Below are 18,632 nucleotides of genomic sequence, written 5' to 3'. Positions count from 1 at the left end.
GAAATCTTTCAGACGGCCTTTTGTATGCTTTCATTCTTCAAACAGATTGCCTTGTGCCAATAAGGTTTTGACCGGTGCGAAATCGCGGCGATGTTCCGGCAATACGCCGTATTGTTTCAACGCGGCCAAATGTTGCGCCGTGCCGTAGCCTTTATGGCGGTCAAACCCGTATTGCGGATAGCGTTTCGCCAATTCATACATTTCCGCATCACGCGCGGTTTTGGCCAAAACCGAAGCGGCGGAAATTTCGATGATTTTGCTGTCGCCTTTGACCACGGCTTCGGCAGGGACATTCAAATCTTTCGGCACGCGGTTGCCGTCTATCCACACTTTGTCGGGCACAACCGACAGCCCCTCGACTGCGCGCTTCATCGCCGCCATGGTTGCGTGCAGGATGTTCAGTCGCAGGATTTCGTCGGGGTCGGCAAAGGCAATGCTCCACGCAACCGCCTGTTCCTTAATCATCTGCGCCAACATATCGCGCTTTTTTTCGCTCAGTTTTTTTGAATCGGTTAAACCCGGCAGGTCAAAATGTTCCGGCAAAATCACTGCCGCCGCAAATACGCTGCCGACCAAAGGGCCGCGCCCCGCTTCGTCCACGCCTGCGCTTAAAACCGTCGCCATTTCTTTACCGCCTGTCTGATTCAAAGCCGCCATTATATCTGCTTGCGGCAGAGAAATTCTGCAATAGTTCAAACCGTTGGGGAGCAGTTCAAATTTCATCTGCTTTACCAATCAGTTATAATTTACATCCCCACATACCGATACGTCTTACAACATGCCTGCCCAATCCGAACGCCTTCATTTTTCCGAACGCTGGCTCAACGCCTACGAACGCTACCGCTATCGCCGCCATATCCACGCCTTCCGCCTCGGCTTGGCAATCGTGTTTTCCACCCTGTTGGCCAAAGTCTTCCACCTGCAACACGGTGAGTGGATCGGCATGACCGTCTTTGTCGTCCTCGGCATGCTGCAATTCCAAGGCGCGATTTACTCCAAAGCGGTCGAACGCATGCTCGGTACGGCCATCGGTTTGGGTGTTGGGTTGGCCGTTTTATGGTTGAATCAGCATTATTTGCAAGACGGCGTTTTCTTCTATCTGATTATCGGTGCCGCCAGCGCGGTGGCCGGTTGGTCGGCAGTCGGCAAAAATGGTTATGTCGCTATGCTTGCCGGTTTGACCATGTGCATGCTCATCGGCGACAGCAGCCACCACTGGCTCGACAGCGGCCTGATGCGCGCCATGAACGTTTTGATTGGTGCCGCCATCGCCATTGCCGCCGCCAAACTCCTGCCCCTGCGCTCCACCCTGATGTGGCGCTTCATGCTTGCCGACAACCTCACCGACTGCGCCAAAATGATTGCCGAAATCAGCAACGGCAAGCGCATGACGCGCGAGCGTTTGGAGCAAAACATGATTAAAATGCGCCAAATCAACGCCCGTATGGTCAAAAGCCGCAGCCATCTGGCCGCCACATCCGGCGAAAGCCACATCAGCAACAATATGATGGAAGCCATGCAGCATGCTCACCGCAAAATCGTCAACACCACCGAGCTGCTCCTGACCACCGCCGCCAAACTGCGCGCGCCCACGCTCAACGAAAGCGAAATCCGCCTGCTCGACCGCCATTTCAACCAACTCCAACGCGAACTGCGCCTGACCGTCCGCCTCATCAAAGGCCACTACGCCCGCCGCATCCGCATCGATACTTCGCTCAATACCGAACTAAGCAAACCTGCCGCCCGCCTGCATTACGACTGGCAAGGCTTCCTCTGGCTCAGCACCAATATGCGCAACGAAATCGCCGCATTGGTGATTCTGTTGCAACGTTCGCGCAATAAATGGTTGGACAAAAAAGAATTACTGCGCTTGAAAGAACACCTGCGCAACGATACCGATCCGGAACAACAATAGGCCGTCTGAAAAACACAAACTCACAAAATAAAAACGAATTAACCGCTGATTACACGGTTAACAAGAAAGGCCGTCTGAAACCCAATGGTTCAGACGGCCTTTCCATCAATTCATCCGCAATTCGCAATAAATGCCGTATAAAGCAAAATCCCCTGCGATTGCAGGGGATTTTTATATTTGGTTGCGGGAGCAGGATTCGAACCTACGACCTTCGGGTTATGAGCCCGACGAGCTACCATGCTGCTCCATCCCGCGTCAGAAGTTGTAACTATACGGAAAGACGGAGTCACTGTCAAGCGTTTTTGATAGAAAATGCGAAAAACGCCGCTTTACAAAAAACCATCCGCATGGTTTAATTTTCGTTAATAAAGAAACAGGGGTGCTGCTTTCAAACCGAGCGGCTGAGAAATACCCTTTACACCCGAACAGGATAATACCTGCGTGGGGAGTTTCGGCAAATGTGATTTTAGACGGTTGATTGAAGATATCCACAAGGCCGTCTGAAAAAAAGCAATGCTCCTGTTTCCATTTCATAACCGAGAAACAGGAGCAATTTTTTATGACTACCGCTAAAAAAACCGGCGATGAGGCGCGCCGTCTTTCCGACTTAAGCGAAGACATCGGCATCCGCTTCCAATATCTCAATTCCGACCGCGTCTATATCCCGGGCAGCCGCGCCGACATCCGCGTGCCTTTGCGCGAAATCCGTCAGGACGACACCTACACGGCGCAAGGTACGGAAGCCAATCCACCGATTCCTGTCTACGACACCAGCGGCGCATACGGCGATCCGGCGGCACACATCGACCTGAAACAAGGGCTGCCGCACGTCCGCACTGCATGGCTGGATGAACGCGGCGATACCGAAATCCTGCCTACCCTGTCGAGCGAATACGGCACCGAACGTGCGCACGATCCGAAAACCGCCCATCTGCGCTTCAACCAAATCACCCGCCCGCGCCGCGCCAAAGCAGGCCGCAATGTAACCCAGCTCCACTACGCCCGCCAAGGCATCATTACGCCGGAAATGGAGTTTGTCGCCATACGCGAACGCATGAAGCTGGACGAGCTTTTCAGACGGCCTGAATACGCCAAGCTCTTGAAACAACATGCAGGACAAAGTTTCGGCGCGAATATCCCGACCCATCCCGACCAAATCACGCCCGAATTTGTGCGCCAAGAAATCGCCGCCGGACGCGCGATCATCCCTGCCAACATCAACCATCCCGAACTCGAACCGATGATTATCGGCCGCAACTTCCGCGTCAAAATCAACGGCAACTTGGGCAACTCCGCCGTAACCTCCAGCCTGACCGAAGAAGTCGAAAAAATGGTGTGGTCGCTGCGTTGGGGCGCGGACACGATTATGGATTTGTCTACCGGCGCACATATCCACGAAACACGCGAATGGATTATCCGCAACGCGCCCGTCCCCATCGGTACTGTGCCTATTTACCAAGCTTTGGAAAAAACCGGCGGCATCGCCGAAGATTTGACTTGGGATTTGGTGCGCGACACCTTAATCGAGCAGGCAGAACAAGGCGTGGACTATTTCACCATACACGCGGGCGTGTTGCTGCGTTATGTACCGATGACCGCCAACCGCCTCACCGGCATCGTATCGCGTGGCGGCTCTATCATGGCGAAATGGTGTCTCGCCCATCATCGGGAAAACTTCCTCTACACGCATTTCGACGAAATCTGCGAAATCATGAAAGCCTACGACGTATCGTTCAGCCTCGGCGACGGTCTGCGTCCCGGCTGCATTGCCGATGCCAACGACGAGTCCCAATTCGCCGAGCTGCACACCTTGGGCGAATTGACCGCCAAAGCGTGGAAACACGACGTACAAGTGATGATCGAAGGCCCCGGCCATGTACCGTTGCAACGCGTGAAAGAAAACATGACCGAAGAGCTTCAACACTGCTTTGAAGCGCCTTTCTACACCCTCGGCCCACTCGTTACCGACATCGCCCCCGGCTACGACCACATCACCTCGGGCATAGGCGCGACCAATATCGGCTGGTACGGCACAGCCATGCTTTGCTACGTTACCCCGAAAGAGCATCTCGGCCTGCCCGACAAAGAAGACGTGCGCACCGGCATCATTACCTACAAACTTGCCGCCCACGCCGCTGACCTCGCCAAAGGCTGGCCGGGTGCACAATTACGCGACAACGCCCTAAGCAAAGCGCGTTTCGAATTCCGCTGGCGCGACCAATTCCGCTTAAGCCTCGACCCCGAACGCGCCGAGAGCTTCCACGACGAAACCCTGCCCGCCGAAGGCGCGAAAATCGCCCACTTCTGCTCGATGTGCGGCCCCAAATTCTGCTCGATGAAAATCACGCAGGAAGTGCGCGACTACGCCGACAAGCAAAAAGCCCAGCAGCAAGGCATGGAAGAAAAAGCGATTGAGTTCGTCAAAAAAGGAGCGAAGCTTTACAGTTAAAACGTAAAGCAAGAAAAGGCCGTCTGAAAATGTTTCAGACGGCCTTTTTAGTGAATAGTCTTTAACCAAGCACATACGCCCTGCGGCTGCCTATTTTTCCACCCTGCGGAAATGGTGCGGACGGAAGCCGAGCGCGGCGAGGGAAACGAAATAGAGGCCGCCGCCCAAGGCAATCAGGACGCAGAGCTGGCCTGCTTTTTTAAAGCCGCCGACGTGCACCCATTCAAACGGCAGATAATATTGCGCCAGCCACAAACCGCCGCCCATGACGACCAAAGAGATGACCATTTTAACCAAAAACGCTGCCCAACCTTTACCGGGGCGGTAGATGCCGTGTTTGCGCAAAAGGAAAAACAGCAAACCTGCATTCAGACACGCGCCCAAACCAATAGCGAGGGATAGGCCGACGTGTTTAAGCGGCGAAATGAAGGCAAGGTTCATCAACTGCGTGCAAATTAGCGTGAAAATAGCGACCTTAACGGGGGTTTTGATGTTTTGGCGGGCGTAGAAACCGGGAGCCAATACTTTAATCATAATCAGCCCGATCAAGCCAAAGGAATAGGCAATCAGCGCGTGTTGGGTCATTTGCGCATCATGCAGCGTAAATTCACGGTACATGAACAAGGTCGTAACCAGAGGGAAAGACAACACGGCAAGGCCGACGGCGGCAGGCAAGGTCAGCAGCATACACAGGCGCAAACCCCAGTCGAGCAAGCCAGAAAACTGCTCGGTATCCTGACTGGCGGCGTGTTTGGACAAGGTAGGCAGCAAAATCGTACCGAGTGCCACGCCCAAAACACCGGTCGGCAATTCCATCAGCCTGTCGGCGTAATACATCCACGACACGCTGCCGGACTGCAAAAACGAAGCAAAAATGGTGTTGATAACCAAGGAAATCTGCGCCACGCTCACGCCCAAAATAGCCGGCCCCATCTGTTTCATTACGCGGTTGACCGCCGCATCTTTAAAGCTGAGTTTGGGCATTTTCAAGAAGCCCAGTTTCGCCAACCAAGGCAGTTGGAACACCAACTGCAACACGCCGCCGACAAATACCGCCCACGCCAACGCCATAACAGGCGGATCAAAATACGGTATGAAAAACAGGGAAAAGACGATAAAGGAAATGTTCAAAAATGTCGGCGTAAAGGCGGGAATGCCGAATTTATGATAGGAATTAAGTATCGAGCCGACAAAAGAGGATAGTGAAATCAAAAAGATATAAGGAAACGTTACCCGCAGCAGGTCGATGGAGAGCTGAAACTTATCGGCTTCTTTGGCAAAACCGGGCGCAGAAACATAAATCACCCACGGCGCGGCTAGTATGCCCAGCGCGGTAACGATGACCAACACAAACGACAACATACCGGCCACATGACGCACAAACGCCTGCGTGGCTTCGGGCGAACGGGTTTCTTTGTATTCCGCCAAAATCGGTACGAAGGCTTGGGCAAATGCGCCCTCTGCAAACACGCGCCGCAGCAGGTTGGGCAGTTTGAACGCGACAAAAAACGCATCCGTCGCCATGCCTGCACCAAACGCACGGGCGATAATCGTATCGCGCACAAAGCCCAAAATACGCGACACCATCGTCAGGCTGCCAACCTTGGCCAAGGCTCCCAATAAATTCATGTATTTTCCTTACTTGTCTTTCAGGCCGTCTGAAAATCCGGCTTCTTCCAATACTGCTGCAGCCGCCAATGCCGCCGTATCTTTTTTCAACAGCAGATGCAAGGCTTGGAAATCCTGTTCCAACGCGGCCACAGCTTCGGGGCGGTCATACCAGTCTGCCACGGCCTGAGCCAGTTTTTCAGGGACGGCATCGTGTTGCAGCAGCTCGGGAACGGCGGCTTTACCCAACAGAATATTGGGCAAACCGACATGCGGCACTTTGATTTTGCGTTTCACATACGCATAAGTCAGCGGCGAAATTTTGTAGCTGATGACCATAGGCCGCTTGCACAAGGCCACTTCCAAAGTCGCCGTACCGCTGGTAACCAATACCACGTCGGCAGCGGTGCAAACCGTATCCGACTGCTTGTCGGTCAGCGTGATGGGAAGGGCGGCAAATTCAGGTTGCGCCAAAATTTCGCTAATGCGTTTGCGCGTTGCGACCGTTGCCACAGGCAGTAAAAACCGTGCCTGCGGATAACGTTTCAGCAGCAATAAGGCCGTCTGAAAAAACACCGCCGCCATGTAATCGATTTCGCTCACGCGGCTGCCGGGCAATATGGCAAACACGGGTACGTCCGCAGGAACGCCCAGCTTCTGCCGCGCCGCCGCTCTATCCGCTTCCACGGGCATGGTTTGCGCCATCGGATGACCGACAAACTCAGCCTTGCCGCCGGCGTCGATATAAAGCTGAGGCTCCATCGGAAACAGGCACAACACGCGGTTGACCTGATGCACGATTTTATTGACCCGTTCGCGCCGCCATGCCCAAACCGACGGGCTGACGTAATGAATGGTATGAATACCTGCCTGCTTGAGTTTTTCCGCCACGCCGAGATTAAAGTCCGGCGCATCGATGCCGATAAACACATCCGGCTTGAGGCGGATTAAATCGCTCACCAGCCCTTTGCGGATTTTTAAAATCTGCGGCAGGCGTTTGATGACCTCAACAAAACCGCGCACCGCCAGCTTTTCCTGATCGTACAAACTCTCGAAACCCTCCGCCTTCATGCGCTCGCCTCCGATGCCGGTAAACCGCGCATTCGGGCAACGCGCCTTAATGGCACGGATTAAATGTGCGCCAAGCAAGTCGCCGGAAGCTTCGCCGACGCTGATGGCGATAAGGGGGGAGGGATTGGGATTCATGTGTTATTGAGGTTTGGAAGCTAAAAGATTTTGTGGCGGACATTTGCCCGCCCGTTTTCAGACGGCATCGGCAGCAAACAGACAGGAAACTGCCCTACTGCGCGGATTTTTGCAATCCAAAGGCCGTCTGAAAAAGTTTCAGACGGCCTTCAATCCATCAATCAACGGATAATGCCGCGTGTGGATTGTGCAAAAAAGTCTTTAAATACCGCCAATTCGCTTTGGGTTTCGGCGCGTTTCAGAATCTCTGCCTTAGCCTCTTCAAACGGAATGCCGCGATGGTAAATGGTTTTATACGCATCTTTGACGGAGGCAATCTGTTCGGCAGTGAAACCGTTGCGGCGCATACCTTCGCTGTTGAGGCCGGCCGGTTCGGCGCGGTAGCCTGCAGCCATGAAGTACGGCGGTACGTCTTTGTGTACGCCGGCGGCAAACGCGGTCATGGCGTAGTCGCCGATTTGGCAGAATTGGAACACCAGCGTGTAGCCGCCCAAGACGACATAGTCGCCGATGGTAACGTGGCCTGCGAGTGAGGCGTTATTGGCGAAGATGGTATGATTCCCGACCACGCAGTCATGGGCGAGGTGGCAGTAGGCCATAATCCAGTTGTCGTCGCCGATACGGGTTTCGCCGATGCCGGTAACCGTACCGAGGTTGAACGTCGTAAATTCGCGGATGGTGTTGCCGTTGCCGATAATCAGCTTGGTCGGCTCGTCGCGGTATTTTTTGTCCTGCGGAATTTCGCCGAGGCTGGCAAATTGGAAAATGCGGTTGTTTTCACCGATAGTCGTATGGCCGTTGATGACGACGTGCGGGCCGATTTCGGTATTCGCACCAATTTGGACATTGGGGCCGATGATGCTGTACGGGCCGACTTTGACGCTGGAGTCGAGTTCGGCTTTAGGGTCGATGACGGCGGTCGGATGGATAAGGGTCATGCTGTCTCCTTGCTGTCTGATACAGGTATTGCCTGCAAGATGCCGTTTGAACTTTCAGACGGCCTGTCCCATTCTTACACCACGCGTTTGGCGCACATAATCACGGCTTCAACGGCAACTTGGCCGTCGACTTTGGCAACGGCGTTGAATTTGCCGATACCGCGTTTGTTGGTCAACAGCTCGACTTCAAAAACCAATTGGTCGCCGGGGATGACTTGGCGTTTGAAACGGGCGTCATCGATACCGGCGAAGAAGAAGAATTCGTTTTCTTTGCGGCCGCCTTCGCTGAGGATGGCGAGTGTGCCGCACGCTTGCGCCATGGCTTCGATAATCAGCACGCCGGGCATCACGGGCAGGTCGGGAAAGTGGCCTTGGAACTGCGGCTCGTTCATGGTGACGTTTTTAATCGCAGTCAGGGTTTTCATCGGTTCGAACGCAGTAATGCGGTCGAGTTGCAAAAACGGATAACGGTGTGGGATAAGTTTTTGAATGTCTTTGGCTTCGATCGGGAGTTGTACGTCCATGATGTTCGTCTTTCCTTGTTTGTATTGGGTTTAAACGTATTCGGATGCGGGGGCGCGGACTGTTTGCGCCGCCTTTAGGCTTCGTCGCTGTCGGCAAGCTGTTTTTCCAGCGTTTTGAGGCGTTTGTTCATTTCGCTCAAACGGTGGATATAAACGGCATTGCGCGCCCAGTCTTTGTAGCCCGACATCGGGAAAATACCGGCCAGATGCTGGCCGCTTTCGGTAATGCTGTGGGTAACTGATGTACCGCCGCCGATGGTGGTTTTATCGGCGATTTCGATGTGTCCGACCGTGCCGACGCCGCCGCCGATAATGCAATAATTGCCGATGGTGACGCTGCCGGAAATACCGGTTTTGGCGGCGATAACGGTGTGCGAACCGATTTTGCAGTTGTGGCCGATTTGGACTTGGTTGTCAATTTTGGTGCCATTGCCGACGGTCGTGTCGCTCATTGCGCCGCGATCGATATTGGTGTTCGAACCGATTTCCACATCATCGCCCAGCGTGACTGCGCCGGTTTGCGGGATTTTAAACCATGAATCGCCGGCGAAGGCCAAGCCGAAACCGTCTGCGCCGATGACGGCGCCGCTGTGGATTTCGACACGGTTGCCCAAAGTACAGCCGTAATAGATGACGGCGTTGGGATGCAACACGACTTCATCGCCCAACGTGCAATCGTGTTGGACAACGGCATTGGCCAAAATACGGCAGCCTTCGCCCAATACGGCATTCGCGCCGATATAGGCATTCGCGCCGATTTCGCAGCTTGCCGGTACTTTGGCGCTTACCTCGACAACGGCGGTCGGATGTACGCCGCCCTGTGCTCTGACAATCGGCGAGAACAATCGTGCCACTTTGGCGAAATAAAGATAAGGGTCGGCAGCCACAATCAGGTTGCGGCCCGCAAATTCGTCTGCGGCTTTCGGTGACACAATTACTGCGCCTGCCTGGCTGTCGTGTACTTCGGCTTTGTATTTCGGGTTGGCCAAAAAGCTGATGTGTTCCGCCTGCGCCTGATCCAACGGACGGACGGCAGTAATGGCGATGTCTTCGCCTTTCCATTCGCCGCCGAGTTGGGAAACGATTTGGGACAGGGTGTATGCTTGTGAAGTCATGATAATCTGCCGTCAAGATGTCAGGCCGTCTGAAAGATGCCGGTTTGGGTTTCAGACGGCCTTAGGTTTGTCTGTATGGTTACATTCGCTGCCGAGCAGGGTCAGTGTGCGTTTAGGGCTTTGATAACGCTGTCGGTAATGTCGTAGCGGCCGTTGACGTAAATCACGTCCTGCAAGATAAAGTCGTAACCTTCGCGTTTGGCCAAATCGATGATGACGCGGTTGGCATTTTGCTGAAGCGCAGCGAATTCTTCATTGCGGCGCAGGTTGTAGTCTTCTGCCAACTCGGCCTGCTGCTTGCGGAATTTCTGTACCAGATTGCGCCATTTTTGGGTTTCCGCTTCCCTTTGGCTGTCGCTGAGCTTGTCGCCGCTCAGTTTTCGCTCCAAAGCCTCGCCTTCCTGCTGCAGCTTTTGCAAGGCGGTTTGACGGCTTTTGAACTCTTTTTCCAAAGTCATCTGAATGTTTTGCGCCTGCTTGGATTCCTGATAAACGCGCTCGGTATTGATAAAACCGATTTTCTGCACGCCATCCGCCGCCGCTTGCGGCAACAGCACGAAACCCGGCAGGGCTACGGCGAGGACACGGAGGGTGTCGGCTATTTTACTCATGATAAAAATCCTTGCTTGAAAACAAACGGGCGGTTTGCAATAAGCTTGCCGCCAATCTGCCATGAGGCCGTCTGAAACGGACAAACCCGGTTTCAGACGGCCTAAACATCATCAGAATGTCGTACCGAGTTGGAATTGGAAGCGTTGGATTTCGTCGCCTTCTTTTTTCTTAATCGGATAAGCATAACTGAACTTCATCGGACCCAGCGGAGAGAGCCAGGTCACGGCAGCACCGGCAGAGTAACGCAATTCGTTTTTGAATGTCGATTTGTGCGTTGTACCTACGCCATACACGTTTTGGAGCGCGCCATTGGTGTAATAAGAATTGCTGCTGCTGTCGTTGTAGGTTTTGTCATCCCACACGCTGCCCGCATCGGCAAACAGGCTCAGACGGACGGTACGCGAGTCTTTAATGCCCGGCATCGGGAAGAGCAACTCTGCGGAAACGTTGGCTTTTTTGTTACCGCCGTAGCTGATTTTCTCGCCGTATTCGTCATAAACTTTCGGGCCCAGCGTACCGCTTTCAAAGCCGCGGACAGAGCCTAAACCGCCGCCGTAGAAGTTCTCAAAGAACGGCATGGTTTTGGTTTTGCCGTAGCCGTTGCCATAACCGACTTCGCCACCCAGCATCAACGTGAAATCTTTGCTCAACGGGAAGAACCAAGTTTGGTTGTGGGTCAGGGTGTAGTATTGCAGGTCGCTGCCCGGCAAAGCGATTTCGCCGTTTACGCCGGTCAGGTAACCGCGGGTCGGCCACAAGGCATTGTCGGTTTTGTTGCGGCCCCAGCCGATGGTACCTTTGTACAACCAGCCTTTGAAGTTACCCACGCCGCTGCCGTCGCCTTTACCGTATTGATTGATAAAGTCGGCATAGCGTTTAGGCGCGCCTTTGTAGGTGTTCACGGTCAGACGCTCTGCGGCCAAACCGAAATTCACACGGTCATATTCGGTAACCGGAATACCGATACGCAAACCGCCGCCGAAAGTTGTGGTTTTATATTGTTTCGCGCTGGAAGAAGCTTTACGCGGGTCGTAAGACTTGCCGTAAAGGTCGTAGCCCAAGCTTACGCCGTCAGGTGTGAAGTATGGGTCGGTAAACGACAATGAGCCGTTTACTGTGGTTTTACTGCGGGAAGCGCGCAGGGCAACGGATTTACCCGTGCCGAACAAGTTGTCTTGAGCCACACCGGCAGACATCACCAAACCGGTATCCTGAACCCAACCTGCGCTCAAGTCGAGCGAGCCGGTAGAACGTTCGGTCAGGCTCATGTTCAGGTCAACTTGGTCGGGCGTATTGGCCACAGGAACCGCATCAAATTGAACGTTGTCGAAGTAGCCCAACAACTCAACGCGCTCTTTAGAACGTTGCAGTTTGGCAGAATCGTAAGGAGCCGATTCCATTTGGCGCAACTCGCGGCGGATGACTTCGTCACGGGTTTTGTTGTTGCCGGTAATGTTGATTTCATTTACATAGATTTTGCGGCCCGGTTGAACGGTCAACACGAAATCAACAGTATGCGTTTCGGCATTTGGAATAGGTTGGACATTGATTTCGCTGAATGCGTAACCTGCCTGACCCATGCGGTTTTGGATGGCTTCGAGCGAATTGGACATTTGCGCACGCTCGTACCATTTGCCCGGCTTCATGGTCAGCAGTTTTTCCAAATCTTCTTTCGGCACTTCCAGCGTATCGCCTTCGATGCGTACATTGCCCCAACGGAAGCGGTCGCCTTCACTGACGGTTACTTTAATGGTCTGCTTGGTTTTGTCTTCGTTGGTTTGGATATCGGTATCCAAAATGCGGAAGTTGAAGTAGCCGTTGTTTTGGTAGTAATTGGTGATTTTTTCCATGTCCTGAGCAAATTTTTGCTCATTGAACTGGTTGCTCTTGGTGATCCAAGTCCACATGCCGCCTTCACTTAGGGACATTTGTTTCATCAGACGGCGGTCGGAATAAACTTCGTTGCCCTCAAATGAAATATCGGTAATCTTGGTAGATTTGCCCTCTTCGATGGCAATATCGATAGACACGCGGTTGCGGGCGAGTTTGGTTACGGTCGGAGTGATTTGGATAGACTGTTTGCCACGGCTCAAATACTCTTCTTTCAAACCGGCAACGGCTTGGTTCAGCGTTGCTTGGTTGAAGTATTGGGATTGCGCCAAACCAAATGCTTCAAGGTTTTTCTTGATGGCATCGTTTTGCAGCATTTTCGCGCCGGTAATATTGAGCGAGCTGATGGTCGGACGCTCAATCACGGTCAGCAGGACTTGATTGTCCATGGTCTCGACGCGTACGTCGTCAAAGAAACCGGTTGCGTAGAGTTTTTTGATGATTTCTTCACTTCGCGCATCATTGAAATTATCACCGACTTTAACGGGCAGGTAGTTGAAGACGGTACTTGGCTCGGTGCGTTGCAGGCCTTCGACGCGGATGTCCTGAATGGTAAAGTCAGCCAATGCCAGCGGAGACAGGCTCAATACCATTAAAGCGGAGGCAATCTGGTTCAGTTTCATAAATTATCCAAACAAACGGTTGATGTCATTAAAGAAAGCCACAGCCATCATCAAAAGCATGGCTGCCAGTCCGAAGCGCAGGCCGACTGCCTGTATGCGCTCGCTCAAAGGCTTTCCGCGTATCCATTCGGCGGTGTAGAAAACCAAATGTCCGCCGTCTAAAACGGGCACGGGCAAAAGGTTCAACACGCCTAAGCTGATGCTGACCAAGGCCAGAAATTCGAGGTAGCTCTGCAATCCGAGTTTGGCGGATTGTCCGGCGACATCGGCAATGGTCAGGGGACCGGAAATATGGTTCAAAGAGGCATTGCCTGTAACCAGTTTTCCGAAAAATTTGAGGGTCGTCCACGAATAGTTGACGGTTTTGTTCCAACCCAATTCAAAGGCTTGGGCAACGGAAGGTGTATAACGGTAGCGGATGGTTTTATCCCACTCTTTATCCGCCTGGGCGGCGAGCCCTGCTCTACCCACCAGCACGCCTGCCGACTGCTCGACGCTGTCCGGCCGGATAGCGGTCGCCAGTATTTTACCATCGCGCTCGTAAGTCAGTTCGATTCGTTTGCCGGGGCTGGCGCGGAAGAGTTCCGTCCATGCCTGCCAGCTTTCGATGGGCTTCCCATCGGCGGTCAGCAGTTTGTCGTTTTCCTTCAAACCTGCTTTTTCGGCAGGACTATTGGCCAAGACTTTGCCGATGCGGTTAGTAATTCTAAAAGGCAAAAGGCCGATGTTGCCTTGGTTTTTCGCAACTTTACCTGCTTCAGGCGTGCCAGCGGCATCAATTATGCGGATGGCTTGGGTATTTGAGGCTGTCTGAACAGCAACTTTTACAGGACCGGCTTCAAGGTTCAACACCATCTCAGTTTGCGCATCGCTCCAGTCTTTTACGGCAATTCCGTTGACCGATACAATCTTATCACCTGCCTGAAAACCTGCTTTGGCGGCAATACTGGCAGGCTCGACCATGCCGACATAGGGGCGCAACTCGGTCACGCCGAAGGAAAAGCTCAAACCGTAAAGCAAAACGGCCAAAATCAAATTGGTCAAAGGGCCGGCGGCGACAATGGCGATGCGCTTGGCCGGATGCTGCTTGTCAAAGGCGTACGGCAAATCTGCCTCCGCCACTTCGCCTTCGCGCGTATCGACCATTTTAACGTAACCGCCCAGCGGAATCGGGGCAAGACACCACTCGGTATCGCCGCGTTTTCGGGTGAAAAAGGGCTTACCGAAGCCGACGGAAAAGCGCACGACTTTAACGCCGCACCAGCGGGCAACAATATAGTGTCCGAACTCGTGCAGGCTGACCAAAATCAGAATGGCGACGATAAAGGCTAAAAAGGTTTGCAAAAAAACCCCCTGAGTGGAATGTGATAATCAACGGATAAGGCCGTCTGAAAACCGATTATAAAGGCAGTTGTTCCATTTTGTCTGCCTAAATGCCAAGCGGTTGACGTTTCAGACGGCCTGTCATTGAAGCTTTATTGTTTGCTGATAAAGGCTTCTGCCTGCCTGCGTGTTTGCGCGTCTTGCGCCAGCAGGCCTTCGATATCGTGACGGCCGTCTGAAAAATCTTGGGCAAGGCAGTGGACCACGACTTTGGCAATATCGGTAAACTTGATGCGTTTATCTAAAAAAGCGGCCACGGCAACTTCGTTGGCAGCGTTCAACACGCAAGGTGCGGCGCCGCCTGCATTCATGGCATGATAAGCAAGTTTCAGACATGGGAAACGGTCAAAGTCAGGCTTTTGGAAGGTCAACGCGGATAATGCTCCAAAATCCAGTTCGCCCACGCCGGAATCGATACGTTCGGGCAGACCCAAACAATAAGCAATCGGCGTACGCATATCGGGATTGCCCAACTGCGCCAATACCGAACCATCGCGATAACGCACCATGCTGTGAATCACGGATTGCGGATGGATGACGACTTCCAGTTTTTCCGGCGGACAGTTAAACAGCCAATGCGCCTCAATCAATTCCAAGCCCTTATTCATCATTGACGCGGAATCGACGGAAATCTTGCGACCCATGCTCCAATTCGGATGCTTGACCGCCTGCTCGGGCGTAATACTGTCAAATGTACTTAAATCGGTGTTAAGGAAGGGTCCGCCCGATGCGGTTAGGATAATCGAATTGATACCGTGCTCATTCAGACGGCCTGTGTAATCCCTTGGCAATACTTGGAAGATGGCGTTGTGTTCGCTGTCAATCGGCAAGACGGTGGCGCCGTTTTGGCGGGCGGTTTCCATAAACAATGCGCCGGAAACCACCAGTGTTTCTTTGTTTGCCAGATAAATGGTTTTGCCTTTTTGAGCGGCAGCCAAAGCCGACGGCAAGCCAGCCGCGCCGACAATGGCACACATCACGCCGCTGACTTCATCGGCAGAGGCGACATCAATCAAGGCTTGAGAACCATATAAAACCTGCGTACTGATGCCTTCTTGTTTGAGTTTCTTTTCCAACTCGGCCGCATGGTCAGCATCGCCGACAACGGCATATTCCGGGCGGAACTGTTTGCATTGTGCCACCAGCTTGTCCACCTGCCTATGCCCTGCCAGTGCGAACACGCGGAATTTTTCGGGATGGCGGGAAACAACGTCTAAAGTGCTTTCGCCTATGCTGCCGGTACTGCCTAATATGGTCAGAACTTGTTGTGTCATGGTGTGTTCTTTGTGTGCTGTGCAAACGGTATTCATTGTGTTTGAAATAAATTTCTTTGCCGTTTCCAATTTTCAGACGGCCTTTTGCCTCCCAGCTGAAAAGGCCGTCTGAAAGAATTACTCAATGCCGTATTCGATGGTAACAACCAGTCGGACTTGCTTGCCGACGGTGCTTTTATCGTAAGAACCGCCGTACTCGTCGTCCTCGCTGCTGCCGGTGTCGGCATAGATGTTGAACGAGCCTTGCGAAGCAGAACGCATGGCACCCACTTTGCCGCCGCCGGTTTTGGCAAATTCGGCCGCGCGTTTCTGCGCATCCTCAGTCGCCTGCGTAATCAAATCGCGTTTGATGGTTTCCAAATTGCCCAACAAATATTGCGGATTGTCGAAGCGGATAAATTCGTTTTGCGCACGGAAATTCAAAATGGCACGCTGGGCGGCTTGGATTTTGTCCAGTTTTTTGGTGTTGACCACAATATTGAGGTCGCCATCGTAGCCGTTGGGCGTACGGGTTACGTTGTCCAGTTCGTCTCGGGTTTCATTGAAAACGCGCGACACTTCAGGCAGGCCCACTTTCATTTCAGCCGCCGTAAAGCCTTGCTCGCCCAAAAATTTAGACAGCTTCTTGCGTCTTGCCGTCAGCAAATCCAAAACTTCCTGATAGCTCTCGCCGTGCGCATTTACGCCCGTATTCCACGTCGCGCTGTCGGATTGGAAGTTTTTCTCCGCCAAACCTTTTACGGTAATCGTCCCCGGTTGGCGCAGATTCTTAAACTGCACGCCCAAAATAAACGCCGCAGCCATCAATCCCAGTGCCAACAATACGCCCAAGATCGATAAAGATGAAATCTGTTTTTGTTCGGACACAATCAGCTCCCTCAACCACGTCAGACAGGCGGTTTAAAACAAATATACAAAGGCGGCATAAATGCTGATAACGGCAATCAGGCTGTCCACACGATCGAATACGCCGCCGTGTCCCGGCAACAGATTGCTGCTGTCTTTAATACCGGCCGCACGTTTGAGCCAGCTTTCCAGCAAATCGCCGCACACGCTGACAACGGTCAGAATCAAGCCGATCAAAATCGTTTTGAACCACCCGGCTTCAAAAGCCAGCCAACCGGCTTTCCATACGATGGTCATGTACACGGCAACGCACAATGCTCCGCCGATCGCACCTTCCCAGCTTTTACCCGGGCTGATGGTCGGCGCAATTTTACGCTTGCCAAACGACTTGCCGCAGAAATACGCGCCAATATCGGCCACCCACACCAAGCCCATAATCGCCAATAAAGACAACGCGTCTTCAGGCTGAGGGCGCAGGTAAACCAGTGCGAACCAAAACGGCATCACCAACAACCAACCGACCGTGTAAGCCTGCCAGCCGCCGTTCAACTTCCATTTCGCTTTCAGCCACCAAGGCATGACAATCAGCCAAAACGCCAATACGACATACCAAACCAAATCAGGCAACTGCCAACCGCCGGCATAGGCAATCACGCCGAACACCAGCGTTGAAGCCAAATAATGATTGATTTTCAGCCTGTCCAAGCCGCTCATGCGGGCATATTCCCACAAAGTCAGCATGGCAATCAGGCTGCAAAACGCTGCCCACAGCCACATAGGCGCATAAAACAGCATACCCAGCATCAGCGGCAAAAGCCACAGTGCCGTTAAAATTCGTTGTTTCAACATAGTTCTCAACCCCGTTGCTGCTCAACCGGCAGCTGTTCGGAAGTCCGCCCGAAGCGGCGCTCCCGTTTTTGGAACGAAACAATCGCTTCGTTCAACGATTTCTCATTAAAATCAGGCCACAGCGTATCCGTAAAATACAGTTCCGCGTACGCCATCTGCCACAGCAGGAAATTACTGATGCGCGTCTCACCGCCGGTGCGGATAAACAAATCCGGCTCGGGTGCATCGCCCAACATCAAATAGCGCGACAACGCCTCTTCCGTAATCTCAGTTACACCCTCGGCAATCAACTGATTTGCCGCCTGCAAAATATCCCAGCGGCCGCCATAATCAGCGGCAATGCTCAAAGTCAAACCGGTATTGTTTGCCGTCAACGCCTCTGCCGCCTCAATCCCCTTCAGAATTTCAGCGTTAAACCGCTCACGGCTGCCGATGACTCTCAAGCGCATATTGTTGTCGTGCAAACGGCGTACCTGCTTTTGCAAAGCCTGCAAAAACAGCCCCATCAGAAAAGAAACCTCTTCCTCGGGGCGTCGCCAGTTTTCAGTCGAAAAAGCAAACACGGTCAAATACTGCACACCCAGTTCAGCACAATGCTTCACCATGTTCTCCAGCGCATCTAAGCCGCGTTTATGCCCCATCACACGGGGAAGAAAACGCTTCTTTGCCCAACGTCCGTTGCCGTCCATAATCACAGCAATATGTCGGGGGATGGCAGAGTGTTCCAAAATCGTCTGCGTACTGCTTTTCATGTCTGCCTTTCAGGGAGCAAACCGTCCAAAGGCCGTCTGAACGGTTTGCACACAGGATTAAATCGCCATCAAATCTTCTTCTTTGGCAGCCAAGAGCTTGTCTGCCTCAGCAATATATTTGTCGGTCAACTTCTGAACCGCTTCCTCGCCACGGCGGGCTTCATCTTCAGAAATCTCTTTGTCTTTCAACAATTTTTTGATATGGTCGTTTGCATCACGGCGCACATTGCGGATAGACACACGGCCCTCTTCCGCCTCGCCGCGTACCACTTTGATCAAATCTTTACGGCGTTCCTCAGTCAACATAGGCATAGGGACACGGATCAAATCGCCGACAGAAGCAGGGTTCAGGCCCAAGTTGGAATCACGGATCGCTTTCTCAACTTTTGAAGCCATATTGCTCTCGAAAGGTTTCACACCAATCGTACGCGCATCCAAAAGCGTTACGTTTGCCACTTGGCTCACAGGCACCATGCTGCCCCAGTATTCCACTTCCACTTGGTCAAGCAGGCCGGTATGCGCACGGCCGGTACGCACTTTAGCCAGATTGTCTTTCAATACTTCCAGAGAACGCTGCATTTTGCCTTCAGCTGTCTTTTGAATATCATTAATCATCTTATACTTTCAATTTCATAGGAATAAAACAGG

General features: G+C 52.8%; 16 protein-coding genes, 1 tRNA gene and 1 riboswitch. Of the genes, 2 read left to right on the top strand and 15 right to left on the bottom strand.

What is annotated here, in order from left to right; all coding sequences use genetic code 11:
* Nucleotides 1-30: 30 nt before the first annotated feature.
* Nucleotides 31-624 (bottom strand): ribonuclease HII, encoded by a 594-nt coding sequence (gene rnhB / locus ACTHTY_RS04000; RefSeq protein WP_188212876.1) that lies wholly within the window; start codon nucleotides 622-624, stop codon nucleotides 31-33.
* Nucleotides 625-778: 154 nt separating this feature from the next.
* On the opposite strand from rnhB, the gene ACTHTY_RS03995 reads away from it, so the two are divergent.
* Entirely contained in the window at nucleotides 779-1,915 is a 1,137-nt protein-coding gene (locus ACTHTY_RS03995) for an FUSC family protein (RefSeq protein ID WP_440366539.1), read from the top strand.
* Nucleotides 1,916-2,093: 178 nt separating this feature from the next.
* On the opposite strand, the gene ACTHTY_RS03990 is transcribed toward ACTHTY_RS03995, so the two are convergent.
* Nucleotides 2,094-2,170, bottom strand: a tRNA-Met gene (locus ACTHTY_RS03990).
* Between the two features lie 110 nt (nucleotides 2,171-2,280).
* Nucleotides 2,281-2,380: riboswitch (TPP riboswitch) on the top strand.
* A gap of 94 nt (nucleotides 2,381-2,474) precedes the next feature.
* Here ACTHTY_RS03990 and thiC point away from each other — a divergent pair.
* Complete coding sequence (thiC, locus tag ACTHTY_RS03985) at nucleotides 2,475-4,364, top strand: phosphomethylpyrimidine synthase ThiC (protein ID WP_440366538.1); 1,890 nt, start codon at nucleotides 2,475-2,477, stop codon at nucleotides 4,362-4,364.
* A 90-nt stretch (nucleotides 4,365-4,454) separates the two neighbouring features.
* Here the strand turns inward: thiC and murJ are convergent, their stop codons facing one another.
* The 13 genes from murJ to frr form a co-directional block, all read right to left on the bottom strand.
* The gene (murJ, locus tag ACTHTY_RS03980; protein WP_440366537.1) at nucleotides 4,455-5,993 is read right to left on the bottom strand and encodes a murein biosynthesis integral membrane protein MurJ; all 1,539 of its coding nucleotides are present in this window, start codon (nucleotides 5,991-5,993) and stop codon (nucleotides 4,455-4,457) included.
* A gap of 9 nt (nucleotides 5,994-6,002) precedes the next feature.
* Nucleotides 6,003-7,178, bottom strand: a complete 1,176-nt coding sequence (lpxB, locus tag ACTHTY_RS03975) for a lipid-A-disaccharide synthase (protein WP_440366536.1) — start codon at nucleotides 7,176-7,178, stop codon at nucleotides 6,003-6,005.
* Between the two features lie 161 nt (nucleotides 7,179-7,339).
* Entirely contained in the window at nucleotides 7,340-8,116 is a 777-nt protein-coding gene (gene lpxA, locus ACTHTY_RS03970) for an acyl-ACP--UDP-N-acetylglucosamine O-acyltransferase (RefSeq protein ID WP_070606394.1), read from the bottom strand.
* Nucleotides 8,117-8,190: 74 nt separating this feature from the next.
* On the bottom strand, nucleotides 8,191-8,640 hold the full coding sequence (fabZ, locus tag ACTHTY_RS03965) for a 3-hydroxyacyl-ACP dehydratase FabZ (protein ID WP_003681704.1): 450 nt from the start codon (nucleotides 8,638-8,640) through the stop codon (nucleotides 8,191-8,193).
* Nucleotides 8,641-8,714: 74 nt separating this feature from the next.
* Nucleotides 8,715-9,755, bottom strand: a complete 1,041-nt coding sequence (gene lpxD / locus ACTHTY_RS03960) for a UDP-3-O-(3-hydroxymyristoyl)glucosamine N-acyltransferase (RefSeq protein ID WP_440366535.1) — start codon at nucleotides 9,753-9,755, stop codon at nucleotides 8,715-8,717.
* Nucleotides 9,756-9,856: 101 nt separating this feature from the next.
* Entirely contained in the window at nucleotides 9,857-10,366 is a 510-nt protein-coding gene (locus ACTHTY_RS03955) for an OmpH family outer membrane protein (RefSeq protein WP_070748884.1), read from the bottom strand.
* Between the two features lie 111 nt (nucleotides 10,367-10,477).
* A complete protein-coding gene (gene bamA / locus ACTHTY_RS03950) occupies nucleotides 10,478-12,880 on the bottom strand; it encodes an outer membrane protein assembly factor BamA (RefSeq protein WP_440366534.1) in 2,403 nt (800 codons plus the stop codon).
* A 3-nt stretch (nucleotides 12,881-12,883) separates the two neighbouring features.
* Entirely contained in the window at nucleotides 12,884-14,224 is a 1,341-nt protein-coding gene (gene rseP / locus ACTHTY_RS03945) for an RIP metalloprotease RseP (RefSeq protein ID WP_049328734.1), read from the bottom strand.
* Nucleotides 14,225-14,355: 131 nt separating this feature from the next.
* Nucleotides 14,356-15,537 carry a 1-deoxy-D-xylulose-5-phosphate reductoisomerase gene (ispC, locus tag ACTHTY_RS03940; RefSeq protein ID WP_440366533.1) on the bottom strand — a complete coding sequence of 394 codons (1,182 nt, stop codon included), beginning with the start codon at nucleotides 15,535-15,537 and terminating at the stop codon, nucleotides 14,356-14,358.
* A gap of 117 nt (nucleotides 15,538-15,654) precedes the next feature.
* On the bottom strand, nucleotides 15,655-16,404 hold the full coding sequence (locus ACTHTY_RS03935) for an SIMPL domain-containing protein (protein ID WP_440366532.1): 750 nt from the start codon (nucleotides 16,402-16,404) through the stop codon (nucleotides 15,655-15,657).
* Between the two features lie 33 nt (nucleotides 16,405-16,437).
* Nucleotides 16,438-17,232 (bottom strand): phosphatidate cytidylyltransferase, encoded by a 795-nt coding sequence (locus ACTHTY_RS03930; protein ID WP_440366531.1) that lies wholly within the window; start codon nucleotides 17,230-17,232, stop codon nucleotides 16,438-16,440.
* 5 nt (nucleotides 17,233-17,237) lie between these two features.
* The gene (locus ACTHTY_RS03925) at nucleotides 17,238-17,984 is read right to left on the bottom strand and encodes an isoprenyl transferase (RefSeq protein ID WP_070584408.1); all 747 of its coding nucleotides are present in this window, start codon (nucleotides 17,982-17,984) and stop codon (nucleotides 17,238-17,240) included.
* Nucleotides 17,985-18,041: 57 nt separating this feature from the next.
* Nucleotides 18,042-18,599 (bottom strand): ribosome recycling factor, encoded by a 558-nt coding sequence (gene frr, locus ACTHTY_RS03920; RefSeq protein ID WP_049332978.1) that lies wholly within the window; start codon nucleotides 18,597-18,599, stop codon nucleotides 18,042-18,044.
* Between the last annotated feature and the right edge of the window lie 33 nt (nucleotides 18,600-18,632).

The organism is Neisseria sp. P0019.S002 (assembly GCF_051957155.1).
In the GTDB taxonomy this organism is placed as follows: domain Bacteria; phylum Pseudomonadota; class Gammaproteobacteria; order Burkholderiales; family Neisseriaceae; genus Neisseria; species Neisseria perflava.
Note: the sequence above shows the minus strand (reverse complement) of the source record. Positions and strands in the feature narration are given on the sequence as shown.